General features: G+C 61.5%; 33 protein-coding genes. 17 read left to right on the top strand and 16 right to left on the bottom strand.

The window, feature by feature from the left end:
• Positions 1–112: 112 nt before the first annotated feature.
• From IVB50_RS28195 to IVB50_RS28170, 6 genes are all read left to right on the top strand, one after another.
• On the top strand, positions 113–337 hold the full coding sequence (locus tag IVB50_RS28195; RefSeq protein ID WP_247298460.1) for a hypothetical protein: 225 nt from the start codon (positions 113–115) through the stop codon (positions 335–337).
• Between the two features lie 120 nt (positions 338–457).
• Positions 458–820, top strand: a complete 363-nt coding sequence (locus IVB50_RS28190; RefSeq protein ID WP_085353356.1) for a hypothetical protein — start codon at positions 458–460, stop codon at positions 818–820.
• A gap of 56 nt (positions 821–876) precedes the next feature.
• Complete coding sequence (ihpA, locus tag IVB50_RS28185; RefSeq protein ID WP_085353357.1) at positions 877–2,151, top strand: divalent metal ion exporter subunit IhpA; 1,275 nt, start codon at positions 877–879, stop codon at positions 2,149–2,151.
• Complete coding sequence (gene ihpB, locus IVB50_RS28180; protein ID WP_247298456.1) at positions 2,148–3,137, top strand: divalent metal ion exporter adaptor subunit IhpB; 990 nt, start codon at positions 2,148–2,150, stop codon at positions 3,135–3,137. The genes ihpA and ihpB overlap by 4 nt, the downstream gene beginning before the upstream one ends.
• Positions 3,130–6,348 carry a CusA/CzcA family heavy metal efflux RND transporter gene (locus tag IVB50_RS28175; protein ID WP_018455106.1) on the top strand — a complete coding sequence of 1,073 codons (3,219 nt, stop codon included), beginning with the start codon at positions 3,130–3,132 and terminating at the stop codon, positions 6,346–6,348. The genes ihpB and IVB50_RS28175 overlap by 8 nt, the downstream gene beginning before the upstream one ends.
• Before the next feature lie 2 nt (positions 6,349–6,350).
• On the top strand, positions 6,351–7,316 hold the full coding sequence (locus IVB50_RS28170) for a cation diffusion facilitator family transporter (protein WP_018455107.1): 966 nt from the start codon (positions 6,351–6,353) through the stop codon (positions 7,314–7,316).
• Between the two features lie 127 nt (positions 7,317–7,443).
• Here IVB50_RS28170 and IVB50_RS28165 read toward each other — a convergent pair whose 3' ends face one another.
• The gene (locus IVB50_RS28165; RefSeq protein ID WP_085353363.1) at positions 7,444–8,304 is read right to left on the bottom strand and encodes a methyltransferase domain-containing protein; all 861 of its coding nucleotides are present in this window, start codon (positions 8,302–8,304) and stop codon (positions 7,444–7,446) included.
• Positions 8,305–8,618: 314 nt separating this feature from the next.
• Here IVB50_RS28165 and IVB50_RS28160 point away from each other — a divergent pair, with 314 nt between their 5' ends.
• The 10 genes from IVB50_RS28160 to IVB50_RS28115 all read left to right on the top strand — a co-directional run bounded on the left by IVB50_RS28160 (position 8,619) and on the right by IVB50_RS28115 (position 11,664).
• Positions 8,619–9,092 carry a GIY-YIG nuclease family protein gene (locus IVB50_RS28160; protein ID WP_247298454.1) on the top strand — a complete coding sequence of 158 codons (474 nt, stop codon included), beginning with the start codon at positions 8,619–8,621 and terminating at the stop codon, positions 9,090–9,092.
• Positions 9,089–9,301, top strand: a complete 213-nt coding sequence (locus tag IVB50_RS28155; protein ID WP_247298450.1) for a hypothetical protein — start codon at positions 9,089–9,091, stop codon at positions 9,299–9,301. The genes IVB50_RS28160 and IVB50_RS28155 overlap by 4 nt, the downstream gene beginning before the upstream one ends.
• Before the next feature lie 32 nt (positions 9,302–9,333).
• Positions 9,334–9,528 (top strand): hypothetical protein, encoded by a 195-nt coding sequence (locus IVB50_RS28150; protein WP_247298448.1) that lies wholly within the window; start codon positions 9,334–9,336, stop codon positions 9,526–9,528.
• A 14-nt stretch (positions 9,529–9,542) separates the two neighbouring features.
• Positions 9,543–9,767: a hypothetical protein gene (locus IVB50_RS28145; protein WP_247298446.1), complete on the top strand. Its 225-nt coding sequence runs from the start codon at positions 9,543–9,545 to the stop codon at positions 9,765–9,767.
• A gap of 11 nt (positions 9,768–9,778) precedes the next feature.
• A complete protein-coding gene (locus IVB50_RS28140; protein WP_247298443.1) occupies positions 9,779–10,057 on the top strand; it encodes a hypothetical protein in 279 nt (92 codons plus the stop codon).
• The gene (locus IVB50_RS28135; protein WP_247298440.1) at positions 10,054–10,236 is read left to right on the top strand and encodes a hypothetical protein; all 183 of its coding nucleotides are present in this window, start codon (positions 10,054–10,056) and stop codon (positions 10,234–10,236) included. The genes IVB50_RS28140 and IVB50_RS28135 overlap by 4 nt, the downstream gene beginning before the upstream one ends.
• A gap of 246 nt (positions 10,237–10,482) precedes the next feature.
• Positions 10,483–10,737 carry a hypothetical protein gene (locus tag IVB50_RS28130; protein ID WP_247298437.1) on the top strand — a complete coding sequence of 85 codons (255 nt, stop codon included), beginning with the start codon at positions 10,483–10,485 and terminating at the stop codon, positions 10,735–10,737.
• A gap of 198 nt (positions 10,738–10,935) precedes the next feature.
• Positions 10,936–11,112 (top strand): hypothetical protein, encoded by a 177-nt coding sequence (locus IVB50_RS28125; RefSeq protein WP_247298434.1) that lies wholly within the window; start codon positions 10,936–10,938, stop codon positions 11,110–11,112.
• 21 nt (positions 11,113–11,133) lie between these two features.
• A complete protein-coding gene (locus IVB50_RS28120) occupies positions 11,134–11,316 on the top strand; it encodes a hypothetical protein (protein WP_247298432.1) in 183 nt (60 codons plus the stop codon).
• A gap of 114 nt (positions 11,317–11,430) precedes the next feature.
• Complete coding sequence (locus IVB50_RS28115) at positions 11,431–11,664, top strand: hypothetical protein (RefSeq protein ID WP_247298429.1); 234 nt, start codon at positions 11,431–11,433, stop codon at positions 11,662–11,664.
• 52 nt (positions 11,665–11,716) lie between these two features.
• On the opposite strand, the gene IVB50_RS28110 is transcribed toward IVB50_RS28115, so the two are convergent.
• The 9 genes from IVB50_RS28110 to IVB50_RS28070 form a co-directional block, all read right to left on the bottom strand.
• Complete coding sequence (locus IVB50_RS28110) at positions 11,717–13,138, bottom strand: SGNH/GDSL hydrolase family protein (RefSeq protein WP_247298425.1); 1,422 nt, start codon at positions 13,136–13,138, stop codon at positions 11,717–11,719.
• A gap of 10 nt (positions 13,139–13,148) precedes the next feature.
• Positions 13,149–13,511 carry a hypothetical protein gene (locus IVB50_RS28105; RefSeq protein WP_247298423.1) on the bottom strand — a complete coding sequence of 121 codons (363 nt, stop codon included), beginning with the start codon at positions 13,509–13,511 and terminating at the stop codon, positions 13,149–13,151.
• 26 nt (positions 13,512–13,537) lie between these two features.
• Positions 13,538–13,780, bottom strand: coding sequence for a hypothetical protein (locus tag IVB50_RS28100; protein WP_247298420.1), 243 nt, complete (start codon positions 13,778–13,780; stop codon positions 13,538–13,540).
• A gap of 9 nt (positions 13,781–13,789) precedes the next feature.
• Positions 13,790–14,098 (bottom strand): hypothetical protein, encoded by a 309-nt coding sequence (locus IVB50_RS28095; RefSeq protein ID WP_247298419.1) that lies wholly within the window; start codon positions 14,096–14,098, stop codon positions 13,790–13,792.
• A gap of 121 nt (positions 14,099–14,219) precedes the next feature.
• Complete coding sequence (locus tag IVB50_RS28090) at positions 14,220–14,384, bottom strand: hypothetical protein (protein ID WP_247298417.1); 165 nt, start codon at positions 14,382–14,384, stop codon at positions 14,220–14,222.
• Positions 14,381–14,857 (bottom strand): hypothetical protein, encoded by a 477-nt coding sequence (locus IVB50_RS28085; protein ID WP_247298414.1) that lies wholly within the window; start codon positions 14,855–14,857, stop codon positions 14,381–14,383. The genes IVB50_RS28090 and IVB50_RS28085 overlap by 4 nt, the downstream gene beginning before the upstream one ends.
• A 2-nt stretch (positions 14,858–14,859) precedes the next feature.
• The gene (locus IVB50_RS28080; RefSeq protein WP_247298411.1) at positions 14,860–15,354 is read right to left on the bottom strand and encodes a hypothetical protein; all 495 of its coding nucleotides are present in this window, start codon (positions 15,352–15,354) and stop codon (positions 14,860–14,862) included.
• Entirely contained in the window at positions 15,351–15,593 is a 243-nt protein-coding gene (locus IVB50_RS28075) for a hypothetical protein (protein WP_247298409.1), read from the bottom strand. The genes IVB50_RS28080 and IVB50_RS28075 overlap by 4 nt, the downstream gene beginning before the upstream one ends.
• Complete coding sequence (locus tag IVB50_RS28070; protein WP_247298406.1) at positions 15,590–16,540, bottom strand: peptidoglycan-binding protein; 951 nt, start codon at positions 16,538–16,540, stop codon at positions 15,590–15,592. Before IVB50_RS28070 ends, IVB50_RS28075 begins: the two co-directional genes overlap by 4 nt.
• A 90-nt stretch (positions 16,541–16,630) precedes the next feature.
• Here IVB50_RS28070 and IVB50_RS28065 point away from each other — a divergent pair, with 90 nt between their 5' ends.
• Entirely contained in the window at positions 16,631–17,413 is a 783-nt protein-coding gene (locus tag IVB50_RS28065; protein ID WP_247298403.1) for a methyltransferase domain-containing protein, read from the top strand.
• Between the two features lie 3 nt (positions 17,414–17,416).
• Here the strand turns inward: IVB50_RS28065 and IVB50_RS28060 are convergent, their stop codons facing one another.
• From IVB50_RS28060 to IVB50_RS28035, 6 genes are all read right to left on the bottom strand, one after another.
• The gene (locus IVB50_RS28060) at positions 17,417–19,609 is read right to left on the bottom strand and encodes a right-handed parallel beta-helix repeat-containing protein (RefSeq protein ID WP_247298400.1); all 2,193 of its coding nucleotides are present in this window, start codon (positions 19,607–19,609) and stop codon (positions 17,417–17,419) included.
• Positions 19,606–19,947 (bottom strand): hypothetical protein, encoded by a 342-nt coding sequence (locus tag IVB50_RS28055; protein WP_247298398.1) that lies wholly within the window; start codon positions 19,945–19,947, stop codon positions 19,606–19,608. The genes IVB50_RS28060 and IVB50_RS28055 overlap by 4 nt, the downstream gene beginning before the upstream one ends.
• A 2-nt stretch (positions 19,948–19,949) precedes the next feature.
• Complete coding sequence (locus tag IVB50_RS28050; RefSeq protein ID WP_247298395.1) at positions 19,950–20,963, bottom strand: hypothetical protein; 1,014 nt, start codon at positions 20,961–20,963, stop codon at positions 19,950–19,952.
• Positions 20,964–20,977: 14 nt separating this feature from the next.
• Positions 20,978–21,697, bottom strand: coding sequence for a hypothetical protein (locus tag IVB50_RS28045; RefSeq protein WP_247298392.1), 720 nt, complete (start codon positions 21,695–21,697; stop codon positions 20,978–20,980).
• Positions 21,698–21,803: 106 nt separating this feature from the next.
• Positions 21,804–24,440, bottom strand: a complete 2,637-nt coding sequence (locus tag IVB50_RS28040) for a hypothetical protein (protein WP_247298389.1) — start codon at positions 24,438–24,440, stop codon at positions 21,804–21,806.
• Positions 24,440–25,531, bottom strand: coding sequence for a hypothetical protein (locus tag IVB50_RS28035; protein WP_247298386.1), 1,092 nt, complete (start codon positions 25,529–25,531; stop codon positions 24,440–24,442). Before IVB50_RS28035 ends, IVB50_RS28040 begins: the two co-directional genes overlap by 1 nt.
• Between the last annotated feature and the right edge of the window lie 3 nt (positions 25,532–25,534).

Below are 25,534 nucleotides of genomic sequence, written 5' to 3'. Positions count from 1 at the left end.
CCCGGCTGGGGCTTTCTTTTTGTGCGCCGGTTCCTGTCCTATGTTAACGACGCCGGCTCTCGGATCATCAAGGATGCGCTCGGGGCGGGAACCTCCGGATCGGGAGAGCCGCGTGGATCGCAGAACCCCGTGCCTTCATCAGGCAGATGCATTCCGGGAAAAGGCGATCGCCGATCCCGAGCACCACGACCAGTGGATCGATGAAGCCATCAAATGGCTGGAACGGGCCATGGAAGCGGGCTGCCGCGCCGTCGTCACGGTCGAAGGCGGCGATATGCCGAACGTTGCACGCGGAGCGGCAGCCGATGCTCGGCTGAGCTTGATCACACGCCAATGAGAAGAGCTGCGGTCTTCGCGAGCGCTGCGGCAATTGTTCCCGGAACGTAACAATGTTGCGGGTCGACACTGTTCCCAACGCCATGCTAGGCCGGGCGCAGACCGCAACCAGAGTGACGTCGTGCTCGCGAACCGCCAGCCCTCAGGATCATGCCGGCCGCGCAACTGGCGCGGGCTGCTGTCTGTGCTGATCGCGGTCGTCTACCTGCTCGCGGGAGCGCTGCATGGCCTGCACGACATCGACGTCACCACGCCCGGTGGCGGCTCGGAGATCAGCGCGGTGCTTGACGGCTCGGCGGATCACAACGACCACAAGGCCATCGGCGGGCATCATTGCCATGGCTGCTTCTCGGTGACGGTGGCGCAGCCGACGCCACCGGCCGGATCGATCGGGCTCGTGTCCGCATCGCGCCCGCAACGCGCACCCCGGCTCGCCGGCATTGTTCCCGACACCGACTCCCCGCCTCCCAAACATATGGCCTGAACGGATTGGTCGGGCGCCACGAGCGTCCATTCGGTTCATCCTCACAGGTCGGTTTCATGTTTTTCAGGGGAATGGCCGCGCGCCTGGCGTGCGCGGCAGCGTGTCTGATTGCCGGATCGGCGCTTGCGCCATCTCACGCCCAGACTCTGACGATGCGGAGCGCGCTTTCGCGCGCGCTGGCCGCGAGCCCGCGGCTGACCGCGGCGGAGCGCGATGTCGGCATCGCCACGGGCCAGCGCATCCAGGCAGGTGCGCTTCTCAATCCGGAACTGACCTACGAACAGGACAATTCGTTCGGGTCCGGCATCTATCGCGGCACACGATCGGCCGAGACCACGCTCCAGATCAGCCAGGCCTTCGAGCTGTTCGGCAAGCGCGACGCGCGGATTGCAGCTGGCGTCGCCGGCATCGAGGTCGCCGCGATCCAGCGCAAAGCCGTCAGGCTGGAGGTGCTGTCGGAGACCGCGATCGCCTTCCTCAGCGTGCTCGGCGCACAGCGGCGCATCCAGATCCTCGACGAGCAGATCACCGCCATCGACCGGCTGACGCCGCTTTTGCGCCGACGCGTCGAGGCCGGCGCCTCCTCGCCGGCCGAGACCGGCCGTGCGGAGGTGGCGTCCGCACTGGTGAAGGCCGACCGCGAGCGCTTCAAGGCGACGCTGGCCAGCGCCCGGCGCGAGCTTGCGGTCTTGATGGGCGACGCGGCACCGAAATTCGGCGAGGTCTCCGGACGGCTCGACACCATGGGCCGGCCGCCGACGTTCCAGTCGGTCGTCGCCGCGATCGATGCCAATCCGCAGCTGGTGCGCTGGACCGCGATCTATGCCCAGCGCAACGCCGAGCTGTTGCTGGCGCGGCTAAGGCCCTATCCCGACGTGCGGATCGCCGCCGGCTGGCGCCATTTCAACGAGACCAATGACGACGCGGCGCGCCTCACCGTCTCCGTGCCGATCCCCGTGTTCGACCAGAACCAGGGCAATATCCTTTCGGCCCAGGAAAGCCTCGCCAAGACCAAGGCCGAGCGCGAGGCCAACCGCAACACGCTGATCGTGGTCGCCGGCCGCGCCTACGACTCGCTGCAGGGCTCGCTGCGCGAGCTCGCGGTGCTGCGCGAGAGCGCCATTCCCAAGGCCACCGAAGCCTCGGACGCCATCGCGCAAGGCTACGGCCAGGGCCGCTTCAGCCTGCTCGAAGTGCTCGATGCCCAGGCCAGCGTCACCCAGGCGCGGCTGCGCGAGCAGGAGGCGCTGCAGAATTTCCACGCGGGGGTGGCGACCATCGAAGGGCTCGTCGGCAATCCCTTTACGCTGGCGCGGGAGAGCGCACGATGAAGACGTCCTCCACCATCCTCGTCGCATTCGTTGCCGCCGCACTTGGCGTCGCACTTGGCGCTTACGGCTATTCCCTGCTCGGCCCGGCCAGGGTCGAGCATGCCGAACACGCCGCGGACAAGAAGCCGGAGAAGCCGAACGACCATGTCGAGCAGGACGAGCACGGTGCCGACCGGATCCGCATCTCCGACGTCAAGCTTGCCGCCGCCGGCGTGACGCTGGCGGAAGCCGGGAGCGTCACGCTGACCGACACGCTCGCCTTCAACGGCATCCTGCGCGCCAACCAGGAAGCCGTGGTGCAGGTGACGCCGCGCTTTCCCGGCGTTGCCAAATCGATCCAGAAGCGCATCGGCGACGAGGTCGGCAAGGACGATCTGCTCGCCGCGATCGAGAGCAACCAGAGTCTCACCGTCTACGAGCTCAAGGCGCCGCTTGCCGGCACCGTCATCGAGCGGCAGATTTCGCTCGGCGAATACGCCTCCGAGCAGAAGCCCGCCTTCGTCGTCGCCGACCTCTCCACTATCTGGGTCGATCTGTCGATCTATCGCCAGGATCTGCGGCGCGTTCGTCTCAACGACGAGGTGCTGATCGATCCCGACGACGGCCGCGGCGAGATCAAGGGCACGATCGCCTACATGGCCCCGATCGGCTCGAGCGAGACCCAGACGGCGCTGGCGCGCGTGGTGCTGCCAAATCGGGACGGGCGCTTGCGTCCCGGCCTGTTTGTCACGGCACGGCTGATCCTCGCCGCCCGCAACGTCGCGGTCGCGGTGCGCAAAAGCGCGATCCAGACGCTGGAGAACAGGACTATCGTGTTCGTTCGTGAGGACGGCGACAAGATCGAGGCGCGCCCGGTGGAGCTTGGCGATTCCGACCCGCGCCATGTCGAGATCAAGGCCGGTCTATCGGCCGGCGAGCATTACGTCGCGGAAAACAGCTTCGTCGTGAAGGCGGAGATGGGCAAGGGCGCGGCCGAGCATGATTGAGCGTCTCATCGCGGTCTCGCTGCAGCAGCGCTGGCTGGTCCTGCTGCTCGCGCTCGGCGCCGTCGCTTTCGGAGCGTGGAATTTCCAACGCCTTCCGATCGACGCCGTGCCTGACATCACCAACGTCCAGGTCCAGATCAACACCCGCGCCCCCGGCTATTCGCCGCTGGAAACCGAGCAGCGCATCACCTTCCCGGTCGAGACCGCGATGGGCGGGCTGCCCAAGCTCGACTACACGCGCTCGCTGTCGCGCTACGGCCTGAGTCAGGTGACCGTCGTCTTCAAGGACGGCACCGACATCTATTTTGCCCGCCAGCTCGTCGGCGAACGGATCCAGCAGGTGAAGGACCAGCTTCCGGCCGGCGTCGAGGTCGCGATGGGACCGGTCTCGACCGGGCTCGGCGAAATCTTCATGTACACCGTCGAGGCCAAGGCGGGCGCGAAGACGCAAGGCGGCCACGACTATTCGCTGACCGACTTGCGCACCGTGCAGGACTGGATCATCAAGCCGCAGCTTCGCAACGTGCCGGGGGTGATCGAGGTCAACACCATCGGCGGCTTCGAGCGGCAATTCCATGTGCTCCCCGATCCCGGCAAGCTGATGGCCTACCGGCTCGGCTTTCGCGACGTCATGACGGCGCTCGCCGCCAACAATGCCGATGTCGGCGCCGGCTATATCGAGCGCAACGGCGAGCAATATCTGGTTCGCTCGCCGGGCCAGGTCGGCAATGTCGGCGAAATCAGGGACATCGTCATCGGCTCGCGCGGCGGCAATCCCGTCAGGATCAGGGATATCGCGACCGTCACCGAAGGCCGCGATTTGCGCACGGGAGCCGCAACGCGCGATGGCGAGGAAACCGTGCTCGGCACCGCCATGCTTTTGATCGGCGAGAACAGCCGCACCGTGGCGCGCCGTGTCGCGGCCCGGCTGGAGGATATCGCCAAATCGCTGCCCGACGGCGTCGTGACGCGGACCGTCTACGACCGCACCGATCTGGTCGAAGCCACCATCCGCACCGTCGAGAGCAATCTGCTGGAAGGCGCGGCCCTGGTCGTGGCCGTGCTGTTCCTGATCCTCGGCAACATCCGCGCCGCGCTGGTGGTGGCTTGCGTCATTCCGCTGTCCATGGCCATGACGGTCACCGGCATGGTCGAGACCAAGGTCAGCGCGAACCTGATGAGCCTGGGTGCAATCGATTTCGGCATCATCGTCGACGGCGCCGTGATCATCGTCGAGAACTGCCTGCGCATGCTGGCCGAGGTCCAGCGCGAGAAAGGCGGCCTGCTCACGATCTCCGAACGGCTGCGCGCGATCCGGAGTGGGTCGAGCGAGGTGATCAAGCCGAGCCTGTTCGGAACGCTGATCATCGCAGTGGTCTACCTGCCGGTGCTGACGCTGACCGGCGTCGAGGGCAAGATGTTCACGCCGATGGCCCTGACGGTGCTGATGGCGCTGGGTGCCGCGGTGCTGTTCTCCATCACCTTCGTGCCGGCGGCGGTTGCCATCTTCGTCACCGGCAAGGTGTCCGAACACGAAAACCTGTTCATGCGGCTGGCGAAGCGCGCCTATCTCCCCGTGCTCCGGCTGGCGATCGACCATCGCCTTGGCGTCGCAATCATGGCCGCCATCATCGTGGTCGCAAGCTGCGTTGCCGCCGCGCGCATGGGCGGCGAGTTCATCCCGAGCCTGGACGAAGGCGACGTCGCGCTGGCCTCGATCCGGATTCCCGGCACCAGCCTGACCCAGTCGCTGGACCTGCAAAAGGCGCTGGAAAAGCGCGTCAAGCAGATTCCGGAGGTGAAGGAGTTCTTCACCCGCATCGGCACCGCCGAGATCGCAACCGACCCGATGTCGCCGGCACAGACCGACGGCTACATCATGCTGAAGCCGCGCGCCGAATGGCCCGACCCTGGCAGCTCCAAGGCCGAGGTGATCGAGGCCATCGCCCGTGCCGCCGACGACATCCCCGGCAGCGCCTATGAAATCTCCCAGCCGATCCAGTTCCGCGTCAACGAGTTGATCTCCGGCGTGCGAAGCGACGTCGGCGTCAAGATCTTCGGCGACGACCTCGACATCCTGCAAGGCGCGGCAAAACAGGTCGAAGCCGCGATCCGCGGCATCCGCGGCGCCAGCGACGTCAAGATCGAGCAGGTCTCGGGCCTGCCGATCCTCACCGTCCGCCTCGACCGCCAGGCGCTCGCCCGGTATGGGCTCAGCATCAGCGAGGTGCAGGGCATCGTCGAGATCGCGGTCGGCGGCAAGTCGGCCGGCAAGCTGTTCGAGGGCGACCGCCGCTTCGACATCGTCGTGCGCCTGCCGGAACATCTGCGCGGCAATCTCGAAGCCATCAGGGCAATCCCGATCCCGCTGCCGCCGGGTGAGGATGCGACAATCGGTGCGCCGATCCGGACGGCACTGCCCGGCTCCCCCCTCGCCCAGATGCGCTATGTGCCGCTGTCGTCGGTTGCCACCGTCGATGCGACGCCCGGCCCCAACCAGATCAGCCGCGAGAACGGCAAGCGGCGCATCGTGGTCACCGCCAATGTCCGCGCGCGCGATCTCGGCTCCTTCGTCACCGAGGCGGAGGCGGCCGTCGCGGAGAAGGTCAAGCTGCCGCCGGGCTACTGGATCGGCTGGGGCGGACAGTTCGAGCAGCTGGTCTCCGCCACCAAGCGGCTGACGCTCGTGGTGCCGTTGGCGTTGCTGCTGGTCTTCCTGCTGCTGTTCATGGGCATGGGATCGGCGGCTGATGCGGCCCTCGTGTTCTCCGGCGTGCCGCTGGCACTGACCGGCGGCGTCATGGCGCTGCTGCTGCGCGGTATTCCGCTGTCGATCAGCGCCGGCGTCGGCTTCATCGCACTGTCGGGCGTCGCCGTCCTCAACGGGCTCGTCATCATCGCCTTCATCGAGCGGCTGCGCAGCGAGGGCCACCCCGTTGCCGACGCGGTGCGCGAGGGCGCGCTGACACGCCTGCGTCCGGTGCTGATGACGGCCCTCGTCGCGTCCCTCGGCTTCGTGCCGATGGCCCTTGCCACCGGGGCCGGTGCCGAGGTGCAGCGGCCGCTTGCGACCGTGGTGATCGGCGGTATCATCTCCTCGACCGTGCTGACGCTGCTGGTGCTGCCGGCGCTCTACGTGCTGTTCCGCCGTGACGGGGCTGCCGAAACGCCTACAATAGCGCCTGATTTGGCAGCGTCCGGGGAGCGGTAGAGGTGGGCAGCCACGACCATCACGGCCATCACGGCCATCATCACGATGATCATAGCCACGATCACGATCATGGTGGCCACGCCCATGCCCATGCGCCCGCCAGTTTCGGCAAGGCATTCGCGATCGGCATCTCGCTCAACACCGCGCTGGTCTTGGCGGAGGCCGTCTACGGCTATATCGGCAACTCCACGGCTCTGCTTGCGGACGCCGGCCATAATCTTTCCGACGTGCTCGGCTTGGTCGTGGCCTGGTGCGCGTCGATCGCGGCGCGGCGCGCGCCCAGCGGCCGCTTCACCTATGGCCTGCGCGCCTCCACCATCCTGGCGGCGCTGGCGAACGCGGTGTTCCTGCTGGTCGCAACCGGCGCGATCGGCTGGGAAGCGATTTTGCGCCTGCGCGAGCCGGAGCCGGTCGCCGGCATCACCGTGATGGTGGTCGCCGGCATCGGCATCCTCATCAACGGTTTTACCGCCATGTTGTTCGCGCGCGGTCGCAAGGACGACATCAACATCGAAGGCGCCTATCTGCACATGGCGGCCGACGCCGCGGTCTCGCTCGGCGTCGTCATCTCGGCGGCGCTGATCATCTGGACCGGCTGGCTCTGGCTCGATCCCGTCACCAGCCTCGTCATCTGCGCCACCATCCTCTGGAGCACCACCAGCCTGCTCCGTGGCTCCATCGACATGTCGATGGCGGCGGCGCCCAGGGGCACCGACATTGCCGCGATCAAGATCCTTCTGCTGGAGCGGCCCGGCGTCACTGCGATCCACGATCTCCACGTCTGGCCGATCTCGACCACCGAGACGGCGCTGACCTGCCACCTCGTCATGCCCACCGGCGCCGGCGATGCCTTCCTGATGGAGACGGCGCAGATGCTGAAGCGCTCCCACCGCATCGGCCACACCACGCTTCAGATCGAGACGCATCCGGACAATGGCTGCGCGCTGGCGCCGGATGACGTGGTGTGAGGTAGTTGCGTTGCTGCGTCCCCATCGTCATTGCGAGGAGCGAAGCGACGAAGCAATCCAGACTGCCTCCGCGGAGAACGGTCTGGATTGCTTCGCTGCGCTCGCAATGATGAGGACAGAGCGACGCCTACGCCGCCTTCGCCGTCACGATCCAGATCGCGCCCTGGAGCGCCACGCTCTGACCCTTCAGGAACGGCGCGAGCGTCTCGCGGATCGAGGCTTTTGCCGCGGCATAGGTCTCCGGCGGATGCCCTTGCAGCGCGCGGCTCGCCGGGCCGATCTGGAGCGAGCCTTCGACCGCGGCATCGAGCCCGCCGCCAATCGCGACGTCCATCGCGAGATTGTGCGGCTCCATCGCGACGTCGACGAAGCCCGCGCCTTTCAGGATGCGCGTCACGCGCTCTTCGGAGGCGAAGGCGAACGGGCCCGGCTCCTCCGGCCCGACCGGCGGCATCTTGGGAACGTGCTTGTAGACCGCCATAAGCGGCGCCATCATCCACGGATTTTCCTTCGGCTCGCGCCAGCAGGCAAACGCCAACCGTCCCGTCGGCTTCAGCGCGCGGCGGAGATTGGTGAAAGACGCGATGGGATCGGCGAAGAACATCACGCCGAACCGCGAGGCCAGCAGGTCAAAGCTCGCCGGCTCGAACGGATGCACCGTCGCATCGGCCAGCACGAAATCGAGCGGCAGGCCTTTTGGCGCAAACGCGCGCGCCTGCGACAGCATCGGCTCGGAGACGTCGAGCCCGAGCGCAAAGCCATCAGGCGCGACAGCCTTCGCGAACGCGAACGTCGTCGCACCGGAGCCACAGCCGATGTCGAGGACGCGCTCGCCCGGCTTCGGCCTGGCGCGGGCGATCAGCACGTCGGCAATGGGTCCCAGCAGGCTCTCCTGCGCCGCATGGCGATCGGCCCAGCGCTGCCCGCTGGGGCCATTCCAGTAGGCGATCTGATCGGCGTTCTGCTCGTGTCCGCTTGGTTGTTGCATCAGGGCCTCTGTGGCTCGGTATCGCCCGCCTGCGCCTATCGGCTTCGGCGCGGCAGCCTTCGTTCGCTTCGCGCCAATAACGTGTGAGGCTGGCTCGCCGAGCCGAAGCTCGCGAAGCGAGCAAAGGCTGGTGGGCGGTGAGAGATTCGAACTCCCGACCCTCTCGGTGTAAACGAGTGTGTCTACATAGATTCCAATGACTTAACAATGGCTTCATGAGTGGACTTTCCGTGAACGAGTGCCGAACATCGCTCTATTTCTGTGCCAAGCCTGATCCAGAGGAGACCATGGGCCAAATCGCAAGGGGACCAAGATTGTACCTCAAGAAGGGCGCGGGCCGCAGAGCCATGTGGTTCATCCGCCACGGAACGCGGATGCACAGCACGGGCTTTGCGGAGGGCGACCGCTCGGCGGCCGAGGAGGTGTTCGACGCCTACTGCGTGGGCGGTCGCTTCAAGGCCGACCGTGGCGAGCCCGGTCACTTCACCTCGCCGGATACCATCTATTTCGTCACCTGTGACCACCCGGACTTTCCCATCAAGATCGGGATTACATCGGATGTCGCGGCTAGGATTCGGGCGCTGAAGGTCGCCCTGCCCTATGGGGTCGTGCTGCTCGCTTCAGTTCCGGGCGACCTCGATCAGGAGCAGTTGTGGCACGTCCAATTCGCGGAACAGCGCCTACAGGGAGAATGGTTCTCGCGGTCCGATCGGTTGATGGACGCGATTAAGCTGCGAGCCCGGCAGGAACACGAGCGCCGCAAAATCATAAAGGAACTGACCTCATGACCGACTTCACCGAGACCCGATCGATGCTGAAGAAGCTGGCGATGGCCCATGGCGCCGAGACCGCTATCGGCCGGGCCTGCCACAACCTGCTTGAGATGACGGAGAACTATTCGAAGACCCAGGACTTCGACCAGCGCGTCCAACTCAAGGCGAACATCAACCGGGAACTGGCCCGGCTCGAGGATCTGAAGAAGGGCGTCATTCAGTGACCGGCACAGTTTTCACTTCGCAGGGGGCAACGATGAAGATCCGCATCATTCTCAAGACCGAACGCCGTTTCCATGTCGATGGACCGATCATTACCGATCACGAGATAATCGAGGTCGAGGCGCCAGAGGTCGCGCAGCGCGTCCGCAATGGCGGGTACAACGAAGATGGGACATTCGAACTCACCCAGATTGTCGGTGTCGAAGTTCCGCGCACCACCTCACAGTGACCGGGAGAGCATCCATGAGCGAGACAGCAGCAGATCGTCTGCACGATGCAGTCAACCGGAATCGTATTGCCTGGACCGATTTAACGATGCGAGTCGCAAGCAGCGAGGGCATTCCTCGGGACGCTGCTGCCGAGCAGGTTCTCGGTCTCATCGAAAGGCGCGTGGTCACAATGCCGGTCGCCGTCGCTTTGATTGAGATGATCGTCGAGAAGACACCTGCAGTCAGGCAAGGACAATGAGGAGCACGAACATGAACGCACAAGCACCATGCCCGCCGGATTCCGCGCTGATGAAGGCATGGGAGGCATACAAGGCAACCGAGGACTACGCGAACAGCTACGGCTGGGCGACCCGCTACATTCCCGAAGATGATCCCGAGGAGATCGAGCGCATTCGAAACTCGGGAGCCAATCCCTGGACGCGCCAGATGAAGGTGCAGGCAGTTGAGGGGTCGCTGTGGGCGGCATTCACGCAGGGCTGGGATGTAGCTGGCGGCGCACCCCCGTTCTCGAATGGAGAGCGCCAGTGAGCGAACAGCATATAGCTTTCAAGGAAGCCCTCGCGAGACACTATAAGGCCGGTCGCGAACAGGCCGAGACGTGTCTTGGCGACATCATTCAGATTGTGGGCGACGAAACCATGCCGGAGGCAGAGCAAGTCGAGAAGATACTCGACCGACTTATCCAGCACTACAGCCACGACCAGTAGGAGACTGTCATGCCGAGTGCATCAGAAGTTATTGAATCGTGCCTGATCGAAAATACCAACGTGGGCCGGTGCAATCAGACAGCGGACGCCGTGATTGGATACCTCAACGCTGCCGGCTATGTGATAGTCACCAAGGATTTGGTCGATCACGCAGCTAGTCTGATGGAGCACTATCCTTGCGTAGCGGACGCCCTACGCGAGGTTAGCGCGTCCCAGCGTTCCTGACCGATCATTGAGGATGAGAACATGCCGTGGACTTTGGAGCACTGCCCCGCCAACGAAGAATGGTCGAAGAGCTTCGCCACTGAGGCAGAGGCCGTTACAGAGCTGCGAAAGCATATTTGCGACTCCTGTATGACGGGAAAGTTCGAATACGTCGATACCGAGCAGCCGGATGGCGTCGGCGTTGAGGTCCACAAGGCCCCGAACCCTGAAAGCTCTTATGATCTCCTCAGCACGCCCTGCGGCTGCGAGTACGAATTGCGAGAGGACGAACAATGACCGTAAGATTGGAAGGGTGCAAGAAGCCATATCACCCGAAAGATACGGACGAAGTGAAGTGCGAAACCCATGGCGTCGTCACCACATGGGGCCAGTTGGATGTATTCCAACGGATGGCCTGCGAGGAAGGACTCGATACCGCCGCTGATCTTGAATGCCTGTTAGCCCCACGTCCGCGCTCTTGAGCAGGAAGTCCCGATGAGCGAGCCCACAGACGACCAGCGCAGGATGGCCGCCATGCTGAACCTGCATCCCGACACGCCGGATGATTGGCCTATGGATATCATAGACTGGCTCATCGAAACCAAAGCAACCGCACCAAAGCGCGGGGACTTTGAGCTTGAGCTGAACAAAGTTCTGCGTCGGCGTTGGTAAGCGATCATTGAAAGTGCGAACATGAGCCCGAAATTGATTGAACGAATCCAGAAGGCGGAAGACGACATCAACAAAGTTGCCGATGAAATCGCCAACGAAGGCATGACATACCGAGCAGCCCGAGTGCGCAGGGGAGCTATCATGTTGGCCGAAATAAGGGCGATTGATCGCATCCGTGCTATTGGGCAAGGAGCGCTGAAGTGACTTTGAAACAACTATGGTCAATTATTCGCGGCAGGCGCACCAACTTCAGATTGCTGAACAGGTCTTGGACCTATTACCCAGAGGGCGACCCAATGGGCAAGGAGCGAAAGTGACATGACCGAAGATGACGCGGCCAATATCCTGACCGGCCTGGTGGACAAGATGATTGCCGAGATCGCCGGCCCTCTGCCGAAGCCGAACCAGCTAAGGGCGCTCCGATATGTCCACGGGCGGTTTGAAAGCGTCGAGATCGACGACAATGGCCAGATTGTAGAGCCGCCGCCAAGGTGCTGCTATGGCGGGGCTCTGCACGCGCCGAATTGCAAGTCATGGGGCCTTGTGACCTGATCACTTCCCCGCTTTCCCTGAGTGATGGCGGTAGTCCCTTGAAGGGACTGGACTACCAGCCGTTCGCTGCAATCTTGGCATAAACTTGGGCGGCTACGATCGCATACCCGGCGTCGAGCAGATGAATTTGATCAAATCTTATCCCAGTCGGGGGAACATCGTGAGCGTAATCAGTTGCGCTGGGCGATGACCCGCCTGGAGCACCCGCCGCGACTAGAGGCGTCCGGACGTCAACAAAGCGGGCTCCGTAAAGAGTAGCCAGATCGGCATTAAGCTGAACCAGCGTGTTGTAGTCGGTCTGACCGACATACTCGTTTGCATAGTCTCCATTAATGACACTAAGAACAAGATACCGAGCGCCGGACGGCAGGCTCGCGACCATTTGCGCGATGTCAGCCTTGACCGTCGTCGGTGACGTATAGTTGTTTCGACCAGCCCAAATAAGCGTGATCCATCCCTTATGGATGGTATCGACAAGAAATCGCGCCTTGATCTGCGTGCTGGTGTTGCCCGAGACGCCACCGTTGTAGAGCGTGCGCCCACCCGAGATCAGGCCTGAAAGCTGAGAAAGATAGTCGTTGTTGACGCTCGCGCCCGTTCCGGAGGTGAGGCTATCACCCCATGCGGCAATCGAAGAAACGGGCACCTCGGCAACGTTCTGCATATAGTAGAGCATTGCTTGCTGAAGATTTGCCGCGTCCGCATCTGTTAGACCGCCACCAAAGCCAACTATGCTGAGACCTGCCGTCGAATAGCCTCCTACAGCGCCAGCAGTCTGGCCTTGAGCCAAAACCTTAAAGTCAGATGGCGTCGTTCCCGCTGAAACGTTCGCAACAGTTGACTGCTTCCCCCAGCTTCCATCCGTGTTTGAGCCGTAGCCAGAGATGCCCGCAGAGGAGACGCGCGAAAATGCGACGAACGGATATAGGTAGGACGCATTGCCATAGGTTTGATCTGATGCGCCGCCGGTCAGGGCGAAGTCAACGCCGCCCCCACCGGATGAGCCTTGACGAATGAATGAGCGGAAGGAGCCGAAATAATATTCGCCTGCGTAGGTAGCAGGCGAAGGCTGGTAAATCCACGCGAACTCGCACGCGCTATCCTGCGAATAAGGAGCCGGCGCCGCCGTGAAGCCCGGATTTAGATACGACGAGCTACCATTGCCCTTGTAGCCAAGGTCAGCCGTGAATGCTGGAGAGTTCACCGCCGTCAGATTGTTCGTTCCTGGAGCCACCCAATTGATGAGCGACGGCGCAGACGCATGGGCAGCGAGAACCCACAACGCTGATAGCTTCGTCCAAATCCCGGCGTTAACGAGCCTCCGAACAGTCTGATCGATAACGTATTTGCGCGACGCTGACGGAGCCGGCGACATCGCGGCAAAGATCGTCTGGCTTTGCGGGATGTACCCCACTGTCCCAAGGGCACCGAGGGAGCCAAATCCGCCGCGGCGGCCGAGTTTTCCAAGCGCCATTGTTCAGGCCTTACGGGTTGGCAATGACTGAGACGGTCGCGCCAGGCTGCACGCCGAAGTATTCCGGCGACATGGCGCCGATCGGCAGGCTCGAGGTCGTGGCCGTGCCCCCAACCTTCACCGCACATTGGACCTCACATGTGATCCGGATGTATTTGACCTGGGAGCCGAATGCCGCCGAGGTCTGCACGCCGCCGCTGATGTCGAGCGTAGCCTGATCGGTGAGGCTGGGAAGCGCCGCCATCTGTCCCGGCGAGCCGCCGCTTGCGGTCGCCGTGAGGACCGCGAATTCCGAGATCCAGACCCTAGAGGCGGCCTGAGCGCTGGTGGCAGACAGCAAGAAAAGTGCCGCCGCAAGAGTTTTGCGAAGCATTGGTAGTCTCCAGTTGTGAAGGGTGGTTACTTGACGCAGCGCCTTGCAGCGCGGATTTGAGCGAACGAATAGCCCTGCTTTAGGGCCCAGGCCAAAGCCACGGCCTTACCGTGCTCGGCCACTTTCTCGCGGACCATTTCGCAGGTGATGCCGGCAGGAAGGCCGGTGTCTGGCGTAGTCGAGGCCCACGCTGGGATCGTCAGCAATAGGATCAGCGCAAAGAGGCCTATTGCGGTAAGGATGAGGAACAAGTTGGCGCGGCGCTTCAAATGAGGCATCTAATCGCGCTTATATTGGCCATCGACGTTTGCGCGCCGCGGCCCTTGAACGAAGCCGTCTCCGTGGCGCAGCTCGTCGTACCACTTCATTAGAAGCTCGATCTTGGTCTCCTGGACAGCGATTTTCTGAAGTGTTTCGCTGAACGTCTTGAACTCGGTTTTCATTTCAGCGAGTTCCTTCGCAAGGGATTTTAGCGACATGCTATCGCCAGCTTCCTTGCCGCCTCTGCGATACAGGAACGCGGCAGCAACAATGAGCGCGCTTACCAACGTGAAGAAGTCGCCCGGCTTGAAGGTCCATTCAACCATTCCGATTAAGCTCCTAGCTACTTTTGCCCGCTAGGATTTCCCCAGCTCGTGAAGGGATACCGTCCCCTCGCGGGTTAGGTCCGTCGCGACGATTGCCGTCGCCGCGGCGGGCCGCCATCATTTAGCGCTTTGTTGCCGCCGCGATTTCGTCAGCCTTGGCGTGGAGCTTGCGCGAAAGCGCATTGGCGCCGATCACCATCTTTTCGATGGTGTTGCGGCCAAACCAAATTAGAGCAGCCCCCGCGAGGAAGCAGCCGATGTTTCCTAGAATTACGAGAAACGTCATGGTAGATTCCTTTCATGCCCAGATGGATGAAGACGACTTTGAAGGATCGGTTGCTGGCAAAGGCCGCGACCGGAGGTGCGGACGAGTGCTGGAATTGGCTTGCCAGCACGTCCAAGGGGTACGGTCAGATAATGGTAGGCCCTAAGCCTCAGCGCGCCCATCGCGTCGCGTTTGAGGTATTTCACGGCCCCATCCCGCACGATCTGCATGTCTGTCATCGTTGCGATAACAAGCTCTGCATAAATCCTGCTCACCTGTTCCTTGGAACAAATGCCGACAACGTGTCGGATAAGGTGTCCAAGAGCCGCCAGCACCGCTTGCTTGGGACTTCCCACGGCAGAGCCAAGCTTACTGAGGCTGAAGTTCTGGAAATTCGAGCGCGCATCGGCGTCTCTGCCCCAGAGCTCGGGAGGCTCTATGGCGTTGGCCCGGAGGCGATCCATGCTATTTGGCATCGGCGAAACTGGAAGCATATCTAGCTCTTGACATTCTGAGTGACAGCGATGGTCGCTGCCATCGCCTGTTGCCCCCGAACCATCATCCGGTTCCCAAACCAAAAACCGATGATCGCAGCGAAAATGCCCTGCGTCTGTTCGTCCCAAAGCAGCTTGTAAATCTGTCCAAGATCATAGCCGCTGTTCACCGCATAAACGAAAAGGCCCCCGGTAAGGACCAACCACATACCGAAGACGCAAAAGGTGATGAGGGGGCGCACAAGTATAACCAGCGCGTCGATAAGACGATTCCCAGAAGGCTGATTAGCAAAATCATAAATCCTGTCTGCTTGTCGCACGTCAGACTCAGCACGCGCGACATCAACCTCCAAAGCTTTGCCTTGAACAGTAGCTTGGAGCTGGAGTTGGGCCATTGCCAGTTGCTGAGCATTGTTCGCCTTGAGCGTGAGGAGTTGAACAATGGCCGGGGCAAACCCGGCCAAGGCTCCAAGGAGTGCAACGATGCCCGCGATCATGACTTGTTCGCCAGCGTTTGGATTGCGTTGTCTTTCTGCGCAGAACCGGACGAAGATCCGATCCAATATCCGACGACTGCGGTAAAATTGGTCGCAAGCGCCCCCAACAGGATGGATAGGATTTCAGGAACAGCGGCGCCGTCGAGCTTGCGGGTCATGTAGAGGACGGTCACGCCAATGAACCCAAAGACCACAATCGTAGAAACGAGAACCCGGCCCCAGTCGTTTAAAGTGTTCATCGGTTTGCCTTCGGTTTAAAAAGATCCAGCACCCGACCCCAGAACGTCGGGGCAAGATCGGCGTGCGCTTGTGTGCCGGGAGGCGGCAGGATGATGTCAGGCGGCACAGGGAGCGTCGCGACGGGCTTTCCGGCCGCGAGTGCATCATCGATCGCCTTGAATGTTTCCGGCCCTGTGAGGCCGTCCACGCCGATCCCTGCGGCCAACTGGAACGCCCGGACCGCATTCCTGGTCGCTGGCCCCACGATCCCGTCGAGAACGAGCTTGGGACTCGCTCCCAGCCTGTTGAGACTGTTCTGAAGCCAGATGCCATCCCGGACGGGCTGTGCGCTGGGCGAGGCGCTGACGGGCTTGGGCTGGAACTGAGGCGCCGAGCCGTCGAACTTGATTGACGGGTCGAGCTCCATCATGGCCAGGATCAGGCCGGCGCAGCCGAGCTGAGCGTCAACCTTGTTCGGATCGAAAACGCCGTCAGCGACGAACTTGCCCTTTTTGTATTGATCGGTCCCGCTCCAGACGTAGGCTGACGGCAAGCCTCTGTTTGCGTAACCGATGCCGTTGAACCGCTCCAGGTTCGTGAGCATCCCGCCGATGCTCCAGTCCTTCAGCTTGGCCGCGAACGGCGAACACCTCACCAGCGCGTCAACGGCGGCTTCCTCGAACGACTTGAACGGGCCCCTGCCCTCCGGAACATGGATGGAGACCCCATTCCACGGATCGCCCTGGGCCAAGCTCTTGCTAAAGTCTTGAGACGACTCGCGATAATGGCTGACCGCGATGAACACCCACGCGATGTCAGGCATGCCGGCCTGTCTCGCGATGGCGAGGTAACGACCCTTATTGGCGACAGCCACCTTGGCCGGGCGGCTGAATTCGGCTTCGCGCGTCAGCTTGGCTTTTGACCAGCGATCTGCGTTCGCCCGAGTAAGGGCGGTGAGGTCTACCATAGGTTCTCCTCGCCAGAGGCGATTGCTCTATTTGGGGTTGTTAAGTAGGGTCGCCGCCTTCAATGAATCGCACGGAAGGGAACCATCAAAATGTTCTATCGTGAGACGCTCGCCCAGCTGCTACGCGACGGAACGGTGAATTTGTCCGATAGGGTAGTCGTGTTCTGCGGCGGGTATTACGACGCAGAGGTCCTCGGCTCGTTGGGCTTTAGCGATGTGACGATCACTAACGTTGACGAATCCTACGCGGACAAGACCAACGCGATGCGCTGGGACCGGCAGGAAGCTGAAACCACAACCTATTCGGACGACGAGTTCGATGTAGCAATCGTCCATGCCGGCCTGCATCACTGCCACTCGCCGCATCGGGCGCTGCTGGAAATGTACCGTGTTGCACGCAGGGCGGTCGTCGTCTTCGAAGCCCGTGATAGCGTGAGTATCAGGCTTGCCAACCGGGCCGGTTTTACACCGGACTTCGAGCTTGAAGCCGTCAGTAGCGAAGGCTACGAAAGCGGCGGCGTAGCCAATGGTCCTATTCCAAATTTTATCTATCGTTGGACTGAACGTGAGGTCGAAAAGACAATCCGCAGTTTCGATCCGGCGCACGTCGAGGACATTCGATATTTCTATGGTCTGCGCATTCCGACATTGCGATTTGAGCGGGTCAACCGGCCAGTCCGGCGCATGGTCCTGAAGTTCATCTCGCCACTCGCGCAAGTTCTAGCGTGGATATTCCCACGTCAGGGCAACCAGTTCTGCTTCGTTATCCTCAAGACGAGAAAACTGCGCGACTGGCTTGAAGAGATCGATGGTATGATCCGGCTGTCGCGCGCCAGGACAGAACAGCGCGGGCAGGCTTACCGCTCCACCTAGACCTCATGGCCCGGTGATCCAAGACGTGCCAGTCTTGAAGTACCAGCCGCCATACGTAACACTTGTGCCCGTTAGATCGGGATTCAGGTTTTGGACATAATCGCCCGGGGTCCCGGTGTATGCCGGGACTGAATAACCCAGCGATCCCGCCAGCACGCGCAGCGTAGCTGTAACGCCGCGAAACTGAACACCTTGGATGCAGCCTTGCGTCCCGCTGGCCGTAACGCATGCCGAGCCAGAGGTCTTTCCGTGAAACTGCAGAGAACTCATTTCAATGACGGAGGCATCTGCGTTCACGCCAAAACCGGTCGCGGAAGAGAGATCAAAGGTCTCGTTCTGCACGATCACCGCACCTGAGACGGCATTTATGCTGAGGGCTATGCTGGATAGAACTCCGGCGTATTTGTTCCCTTTGATTACAGCATTGCCGACGAGAAAGGACGATGAGATATCTACGCCCTTGTAGGGCGACAGGATATCGTTTTCCTCGATAACCAGACTTCCATACTTCACCGTCGAGGTTGAAACACTTTTTAAGCCGATGCTGGCGGAACCCGTGAGCCGAATAGTGTTGCGGCGAACAGCCAAAACATTGGTCGTCGCCGTCCCGACAGGGGCACCAATACGCACGCCAAAAGAGTCGCTGGCGGAATTTCCATATATTTCGTTGTCCGCGATCTCGGTTACGTCAGAGCCGCCAGTGTTGGTAACGACTGCCACGCCACCCCAACAGTTGATGAGACGGTTGTGGTGGATCTTGGACTTGCGAAGATCGTTTCCGACGATCCCAGCCCTGGGCAGCGTTGCTTCATCCGTCCGAGACTGCCCCGATATCGTGTTATCGTGGATGTTGTAGTTCATCGCTGTCGCAAAATAGATGCCAGCCGACGGGGCGTTAACGATGGTGTTGCCAGAAATTTCACCGTCTTGCCCGCAAGTCGTCGTGTTGCCGATCGCGCCAACAGTATCGTACCCGCCGATCATGCCGTAGCAGTTGTGCGTTCCGACCGCGCTATTGAACAGCGACCGAGCGCCTGGGTTCAGGATGAAATTGTTCTTGATGCTGATGCGCGTGTGACCGGTCCAAGGCGCGATTGGAATCGTTAGGCTGTTCGCGTCGATGTAGTTTTCGCAGATATCCGTGTCGAAATAGCGCCCGGTCGTTGCCGCGCTCGCTCCTGACGCAAACAGCGAAAGCCAGATGCGTGTCTGATCGACGTAGTTCGCTCCAAGATCAGAGAGCACACGGTTACGCCTGAAACGGGCGTTCTTGATTCCGCCTGTCCCGGTGATCGACGCATTGACGATGTAGTTACCCGCAAAGTTTTCGAAAATGCACTCCTCGACCGCGATGCCGAAGAAATCGGTAGAACCCGTGTTGGTGAAAAGGAGCGCGCTGTTCCACCCGGAAGCATAGTTCAGCGTCGGGTCTCCGTCGCCAGTAAAGCGCACACGGCGGAACTGCCAGTTGGTCTTGCTCGCGAAACTGAACAACGGATACGCGGATTGCCCCGATTGGACAAATTGCGCGTTTACGATTTCGACATTATCAACGCCGGTAATGGTGGTCGTAATCTTGTAGGACAGCCCCATACCGTCGAGGCGCCTCCCGCTTGATGCGGTGACAGCCGCTTGAACCGCCGTCGTGTCGATGGTCGATCCATCACCCTTCGCGCCGAACCACGGCAACAAAACCTGTTTTCCAGTTAGATCGAGCTCCCAATAGTGCCCTCCAGCTTCTTGGAAGGCCATAGGTCCGGCCACAGTTCCAGGTATGTAGACGGCGGGAGCAGATGGAAGGCCGGTCGTGTGGCGAATGATCTGGATTGCAGTGTATCCAGTCGAGATTGTCGCTGCGGCAGCAACAGCCCTTGTCGGATATGTTGGGAGACTGGAAGCTAGAAAGGAGGTGGAAGCAGCCGCCGCAGCGGCGGAGGCTGCCGAAGCGGTAGCTGAGGCTTGAGAAGCCGCAGATGACGCTTGAGAAGCCGCAGAATAGGCCACGATATCGGCAATACTCGGAGCTCCGACGTCGGTGCGGAGTTGGTCCTCATCCAGGCTGAAAGTGTAGGCGCCTCCTGTCCTGTCGAGAAGGATGGGAGACTGCACCTCCACATTGGAAGGAAACCGCGGAATAACCTTCGTCTTGAGGTTAGCCTTCCGCTGGACTCTGACCTTGAGGGAGGTGACGGTCACAGGGATGCAACTCCGTTATAGATTGAAACGGTGCCAACAAGAAGTTGATTGGTCTCGCCGTTCAACGAATAGACAGCCCCACAAGCATAAGAGCCGGAGCAGAGCGTCTTCATTTCTTCATCCGTGAAGGACACCTGCAACGTATTGACATCGGGAAGCGTGATCTTCCCGTTGGCGGTCGTCGCCAAAAGCCTTTGACAACCCTGATCATCGTTGACCTGAAAGGCCACGCTCGCGCCCGTGAAGTCGATCGCGTCACCCGTATCAGCGTCGGTCGCTGAAATTTCGGTGACCCAATCGGCCTTGTTGGACTGGTCGAAGTTTGTGACGTATGCCATTTTCAGAGCTTAATATAGATCGTGGTGAGGATCGTGGGTTGCACAACCGCAACCGGCGTACTCGTGCCGCCCTGCGCGGTGCCCGTGAAACTGGAGGAAAGGCTTGGTGGCTGCACGAAGCTTCCTCCGGTGAAGCTGCCGCCAACACCAACGGTATTAGAGGTCTGCGCTGGGAATTGAAGAATCGCCGGAGCAGGATTGTTGATTGTTGTGACAATCGTCCCGGTCGGCGTATAGGGCGGCAGGTTGGCTGTGACCAACGTGCTCCTTGCCCCACCTAGCGAACTGCCCAGGGTCGTTGAGTTTCCACTTGTGAACGTAACACCAGAGAACAGCGCGCGGTCGCTATTGCCCATGTCGCCAAGGCCTGCGAGGACGCTGTTGCGCGTGTCTGGCAACGCAATTGTCTTGTTCGCAGCCCAATCCGCAGCCGCCGAAGCGCCCCGCCCCCCGCTCACCGCAAGGTTAGCGTCGGCGCCCCATAGGAAGGAAAACAGCGCCGACGTATCGGCATTTGCCCGCTCGGTAGCGCCTGATGTTGCGGACCCGATGGTCCTACCATTGCAGCGCACGAAGCCAGTGACGACGCCCGTGTTGTAGACAAGCTTGAAATCGCCAGTGGCAAGAATGGTCGTCGGGTCGACCGTGCCGCCACCGCCGCCTCCTCCAGAAGGCCCTACAACCAGAAGATTGTCCTGAACGATCTGCTGGACACCATTCCGATCAGTTAGACGGATCTTGATATTTCCGTCAGCGCAGAATACCTGCGGCACCCGCCCACTTGCATCAAGCGTAATCGGGTTCGGCCATGCGAGCGTTAGCGCCGTGTCCTGATAGCAAGACTGCGGCGTGCTGGTCGTGCCCGCCTGGATGAAGTAGAGTTGCCCTCCGCTCAGCGGATGCGCGAACTGATCGAGTTGCTGCGTCATGCTGATGCCGGGGATCGTCCCCGCAGCAATCGCACTTGAAGCCAACACAAAAAGCCCCGCAAAAGCGAGGCAGAGACGTTTGAACATTTTTTAGGTCCTAGTTAAGCCGCGCGAGAGTTACGCTTGTTGTTTGCCTGCACTTCGGCAGTCGCCCAGCGGCAGTTTCCGGGCTCGTAATTTCCGTTCACGTCCTTGCGGTCGATGGAATGCTCGGGAGACGGTTTACGCCCCATGTCCCGCAAGAAAGCTTCGAAGCTTTCCCGCCATTCCTTACAGATGCTGATCCCTCTGCCGCCATAAGAAGGATAGCGCTCAACATTCGGGTTTTCGCAGCGACCGATCATGTTGACCCACGTCTTGTATTCTCGTGTAGGCTTGGCCTTTCGCGCATCGCCATGCTTCACGGCAGCGATAGCCAATTCCGTTCGATAGCACCCACAGCTTGCAGCAAAGCCGCACTTAAGGGAATTTAGAGTTGCTGTGCTTTCATTTCCGCAATCGCACAGAATAGCTACCATGCGCAGCATTTTGCCTCCGGGAGAAACATACTTCCCAGCCTCGCCAGTGACAGTCAGCCGGCCAAAACGAAGGCCAGTAGCATCCTTGGCTCGTTTTCTTCGGTTATCGTCCTGTTGGCAACCGCAGCTTGTCGTGTGACCAGAGCGCAGATTTTCTCCTAGAACCTCTAGACTATTGCCACAAACGCAGGAACATCGATACTTCAGCCGTTTGCGGCCAGAGCCATCAACGTAGAGCGGAGCCTTGTCGGTAACCGTAAGACGGGCGAACGTTTTACCAATCATTTGAACCAAATCAGCCATGGCGCTATCCTACACCGTAGGCCAAGAAACGGAATCCATGAGTGTAGGAAACCCCAAGAAAAAAGCGCCTCAATGGGTGCTGTTGATCTGGTCTGTTGGTATTTTTCTACTGGCCTGGTGGCCGTGGAATCTGTGGCTGGTCGTCTTGGGCGCGGCCTACGCCTACCGCCTGCAAGGCGGGTCCTACCGGAGCTTCCTCGCCGCCGACCCGAGCCAAGCCGCGGTCGGCCGAGCGCAGACCATTGAAGAGAGTTTGATTGCGGGCGATGGTCCTTACCCCCTGCAAGATTATGCGAGGGTCTTGGGATACGAGCATTTCAGCGACACGCCGAGACAACCGTTCGTTGATGGCGTTTCGCCCGCGAGCAGCACCATAGACGATAGCGGCGTTGACTACGGCGCCGGGGTCGCTGAATGGATTGATACCGCCCCCGGTCAGTCCGTAAGCGCCCCCAGCCAACCCAAGTTCGGCCAACTGCCGCGCCGTCGTTGAATTGCCCTGCACGGCGTTGCGAGCAAGATCCATGATGCCTTCGACACGAAGCCCGGCTTCGAGCTCGGCCGCGCGATGCGGTCCAAGCGCGACGTTCAGCTTTTCCCGGGCCGCTGGCGAGCTCGCAATCTGGTTCAGGATATTGCGGCGGTCGCCGACCTGGTTGAGCGTTTCGACGAAGCGGGAAACGAACCCGTCCTGGAATAGCTGCCGCTCCTGAGGCGTCATCTGGGCCAAAGCCCGGCGCGCCTCATTGGCGCTCATGTTCTTGCCCACGAAGTTCTGGCCGGCCTCGATGGCGTTCTCGGCATCAAAGAAGCGAGCGGCGCCGGCGCGAGCTGCCTGATAGGACGAAACGTGCCGATCGAGTTCGTCACGAAGCATCCGAGCCAGTTGGGCCGCCGAGCTGGATGTGTCCCCGCTTCGCTGCGCCATATTGGCAGCAGCATCAAGTTCTCGCTTAGTCGCATCCCAGAATGCTAGGTTGGGATAGGTCGGGGCGCCATTCCGGCCAGGCGTGAACCGGACGACACCATTTTCGACGGTCACGCCCTGCCGCATCGCGCCAAGGCCCTGTGTGATTGCCCTGTCCTTGCCGCTGGTCGACGCTTTGCGCATCGCTTCCACGACAGCCGGGCTGCCCATAAGGCGGTCGAGCTCCGGGGACATGATCGGACGGTCCCCGTGCTCCATGGCCCGGCGATAGTTGGCATTGTTGACCGTGCGTTGCACCTGCCCCAGCGCGTCTTGCTGGGCTGCGGCGTCCGGATAATGGAATGTCTGCCGCAACCAGTTGGTCACGCGGTTGCCTTGGCCTTCGTATCGATCGTTAATGGCGCGGTTAAGAACCGCCCTGCCCTCCGGCGAGGTATTGGCGGCCGATCGCGTCAGGGCGCGGGTCGTCTCCCCTCCGATGTCCATAATGGTTGCGGGCCCGCCACTCTGGACACTGGCCGCGAATTCGTTCGGCGTGAGTCGGCCGGTCGCATGGGGATCAATGGCCCGGTCACGCTCGAGCGCCGTCACTACCCGGCGCGCGGCTTCGTCGTCCACGTTGCGGATGCCGCGGACTGCGTTGGCGACCGGCTGAGCAACCGCCCGAGCCCCGCGAACAACACCCTCGATAACGGCCGGCGCAGCCCCGCCCAGCGCGCCGCCGACGCCGGCACCCACTGCCGCGCGGGAAGCGCTGTCAACGAACCCTTGCCCCTCGCCTGCCCCGGCAGCGCCGCCCAGAGCCGCACCCGTTCCGGCACCGATCGCCATGCGGGTGCCGAGGTTGGCCGCGCCGGCGCCCGCTCCGACCGGCAGGACGACGGCGCCACCGATATTGCCGACCGTCGAAGCAATGGGATGCTGCTCCTCGGCCGTCTTGTTGATCTCGCGCTCGCGCTTGACCGCTTCGTCATAGCGCTTTTTGGCCTCGGCATCGCCGGACCAGTATTTCAGCGCGCCGTGGATCAGCTTGCCGAGGCTGGCCGGATCGTCCGGATTGGCTCCGGATGCCTCGACAAGACCGCGAATTTCATCGCCGAAATTGGCCGTGAAGCCCTGCGCAGCACCGCGAGCCGCGGCATCGAGCGCGCCGCGGTCCGGCTTCTTGGCCTCATCAGCGGTCGCGCGCGAGGGCGCATCCGAAGCCGGCGAGACATAAAGGCGGTCAGTGGGCCGCGTGGGCTTTGCCGCCGGTGCCTCATCGAACTGGTCAAAGAAGTTGCGCGCTTCCGGCTTGGCCGGGCTGACATTGGGCTTGTCCGTCGCCGCAAACGCCATCGGCTCGGGCTGATCGGGGGAAAACTGGTCGACCGCCGCTCGTGCATCCTGCGGCCCGAGAGCCTTATTAAAACGGCGGCTGTATTCGGCAACAGATGTCCCGAGCACATCCTTGGCGTTCGGGTTTTTCATGCCCTTCTCGCCGGCGAACCATGCTCGAGCAGCGCCGTCCGGACCGTATTTCTCGACGTATTGGCCGAATTTCCCGTCAAAAATGGCGTCCTGAAGCTTCGGGTCGTTGATGAACTCCTGCGGCGACACCTCACGGCCAAGGACTTCCTTAGACCACGGACCGACGTTCGCGCTCATGACCTGATATTTGCCGAGTGCCCGGCCCATGCTGCCGGTGTGCGGCCCGATCTCGCGATAGTTTCCGCCGCTCTCGACCGTCGATATGGCGTCGGCATAGCGCGACCGCGCAGGCGCCGGCGCTGATGCCGGTTCTGAGCTATCGAACTGGTCGAAGAAGTTCGCCACTATTCCTCACCGCCGCCGAGAGCAGCCTTTGCAGCCCCGGCCCCATATTTTGCATCGAACTGAGCAGCCAAGCGCGGATCCTTCTTCAGTGCTGCAACGGCGACGGCCGGCGCCGCTACAGCCTTGGCTTGGCCGGTTGCCTTCGGTTCATGTGGAACGAGCGAGCCATCCTGCGTGAACGTGAGTTTTGGCCGATAGGACTGCCCGCCTTCACGACCCATCGCCTCGACCGCGGCGCGCCGATTAGCGGCCTTCTGCTTAATGACGTCTGGCGTATCGCCAGGAACCGGGAAATACTGCTTGTCGGCATTGGAAAACTCCGACGCCGCGATCGCCGCGCCGGACTCTCGTCGGAGCTGAGCGTTGATGAAGTCGGCCTTGGCTTGGTCGTATTTCTGGCGCGCCTCGGGTACGAAATAGTTGGCGACCCTGCCGACGATCGGCAGTTCCTTGGCGTTGCTTGCCTGAGTGTCGACCCAGCTTTTGCCCTCATCCTGTACGCCCGGCGCCCCGTTGACACCGCGAAGGATGCCTTCGGACTGCAACATACGATCGGTGAAGCCCGCGGCCTTGCCCTGGTCCGCGTTAAATTTACCGGGGCTGAACGGGTTGTTAGGCGTCGCAGTCGGAGTTCCCGTGTTGATCGGGCCTTCTGCACCATCTGTGTTCACGCGGACCAGCGTTTTGTTGCCGCTCCCGTCCTCGATCTCTTTGATCGTGTACTTGTCCTTGTTGAAGGCGCGATCCGCGTTGCTCTGCGCGCGCTGCGCTTCGGTCTGGCGGAAGCTGAAATCGCGGCTGTCCCGAGCAGTAGCCTGCGCCTTATCGGCCGCGGTCTGGGCCAGCGTGAGGAATTTCAGCGCGCCGTCCTGGTCGCCAGCCGAACCGAGCTTCTGGGCCACGGTCAAAGCCTGCTTGCCGTAGTCCGGCGAGCTCGGATCCAGTGCGGTGAAGTCAGAAAACGCGGCCTGCCGCACGGCGTTGATCTGCTGTTTTTGCCGCAGGGCTGCATTCGCCTGCAACGTATCGCCCAGCCCAGACAACTGGCTATAGAAGTCAACAGCCGGAGGCCCCTGAAACCCGTTCGCCATCGA

Origin of the sequence: Bradyrhizobium sp. 87 (assembly GCF_023073015.1) — a bacterium.
Classification (GTDB): Bacteria; Pseudomonadota; Alphaproteobacteria; order Rhizobiales; family Xanthobacteraceae; genus Bradyrhizobium; species Bradyrhizobium canariense_D.
The sequence above is the reverse complement of the archived record's forward strand: the minus strand, read 5'-3'. Positions and strand labels throughout refer to the sequence as shown.

What these genes read in the sequence shown, in the direction of transcription:
- IVB50_RS28175 (WP_018455106.1), top strand. Translation starts at nt 3,130, where the DNA reads ATGATTGAGCGTCTCATCGCGGTCTCGCTGCAGCAGCGCTGGCTGGTC.
- IVB50_RS28045 (WP_247298392.1), bottom strand. Translation starts at nt 21,697, where the DNA reads ATGGCTGATTTGGTTCAAATGATTGGTAAAACGTTCGCCCGTCTTACG.
- IVB50_RS28115 (WP_247298429.1), top strand. Translation starts at nt 11,431, where the DNA reads ATGACCGAAGATGACGCGGCCAATATCCTGACCGGCCTGGTGGACAAG.
- IVB50_RS28155 (WP_247298450.1), top strand. Translation starts at nt 9,089, where the DNA reads ATGACCGACTTCACCGAGACCCGATCGATGCTGAAGAAGCTGGCGATG.
- IVB50_RS28120 (WP_247298432.1), top strand. Translation starts at nt 11,134, where the DNA reads ATGAGCCCGAAATTGATTGAACGAATCCAGAAGGCGGAAGACGACATC.
- IVB50_RS28110 (WP_247298425.1), bottom strand. Translation starts at nt 13,138, where the DNA reads ATGGCGCTTGGAAAACTCGGCCGCCGCGGCGGATTTGGCTCCCTCGGT.
- IVB50_RS28075 (WP_247298409.1), bottom strand. Translation starts at nt 15,593, where the DNA reads ATGAACACTTTAAACGACTGGGGCCGGGTTCTCGTTTCTACGATTGTG.
- IVB50_RS28080 (WP_247298411.1), bottom strand. Translation starts at nt 15,354, where the DNA reads ATGATCGCGGGCATCGTTGCACTCCTTGGAGCCTTGGCCGGGTTTGCC.
- IVB50_RS28130 (WP_247298437.1), top strand. Translation starts at nt 10,483, where the DNA reads ATGCCGTGGACTTTGGAGCACTGCCCCGCCAACGAAGAATGGTCGAAG.
- IVB50_RS28095 (WP_247298419.1), bottom strand. Translation starts at nt 14,098, where the DNA reads ATGGTTGAATGGACCTTCAAGCCGGGCGACTTCTTCACGTTGGTAAGC.
- IVB50_RS28055 (WP_247298398.1), bottom strand. Translation starts at nt 19,947, where the DNA reads ATGGCATACGTCACAAACTTCGACCAGTCCAACAAGGCCGATTGGGTC.
- IVB50_RS28105 (WP_247298423.1), bottom strand. Translation starts at nt 13,511, where the DNA reads ATGCTTCGCAAAACTCTTGCGGCGGCACTTTTCTTGCTGTCTGCCACC.
- IVB50_RS28125 (WP_247298434.1), top strand. Translation starts at nt 10,936, where the DNA reads ATGAGCGAGCCCACAGACGACCAGCGCAGGATGGCCGCCATGCTGAAC.
- IVB50_RS28035 (WP_247298386.1), bottom strand. Translation starts at nt 25,531, where the DNA reads ATGGCGAACGGGTTTCAGGGGCCTCCGGCTGTTGACTTCTATAGCCAG.
- IVB50_RS28140 (WP_247298443.1), top strand. Translation starts at nt 9,779, where the DNA reads ATGAACGCACAAGCACCATGCCCGCCGGATTCCGCGCTGATGAAGGCA.
- IVB50_RS28145 (WP_247298446.1), top strand. Translation starts at nt 9,543, where the DNA reads ATGAGCGAGACAGCAGCAGATCGTCTGCACGATGCAGTCAACCGGAAT.
- IVB50_RS28165 (WP_085353363.1), bottom strand. Translation starts at nt 8,304, where the DNA reads ATGCAACAACCAAGCGGACACGAGCAGAACGCCGATCAGATCGCCTAC.
- ihpB (WP_247298456.1), top strand. Translation starts at nt 2,148, where the DNA reads ATGAAGACGTCCTCCACCATCCTCGTCGCATTCGTTGCCGCCGCACTT.
- IVB50_RS28065 (WP_247298403.1), top strand. Translation starts at nt 16,631, where the DNA reads ATGTTCTATCGTGAGACGCTCGCCCAGCTGCTACGCGACGGAACGGTG.
- IVB50_RS28090 (WP_247298417.1), bottom strand. Translation starts at nt 14,384, where the DNA reads ATGACGTTTCTCGTAATTCTAGGAAACATCGGCTGCTTCCTCGCGGGG.
- IVB50_RS28150 (WP_247298448.1), top strand. Translation starts at nt 9,334, where the DNA reads ATGAAGATCCGCATCATTCTCAAGACCGAACGCCGTTTCCATGTCGAT.
- IVB50_RS28085 (WP_247298414.1), bottom strand. Translation starts at nt 14,857, where the DNA reads ATGCTTCCAGTTTCGCCGATGCCAAATAGCATGGATCGCCTCCGGGCC.
- IVB50_RS28050 (WP_247298395.1), bottom strand. Translation starts at nt 20,963, where the DNA reads ATGTTCAAACGTCTCTGCCTCGCTTTTGCGGGGCTTTTTGTGTTGGCT.
- ihpA (WP_085353357.1), top strand. Translation starts at nt 877, where the DNA reads ATGTTTTTCAGGGGAATGGCCGCGCGCCTGGCGTGCGCGGCAGCGTGT.
- IVB50_RS28070 (WP_247298406.1), bottom strand. Translation starts at nt 16,540, where the DNA reads ATGGTAGACCTCACCGCCCTTACTCGGGCGAACGCAGATCGCTGGTCA.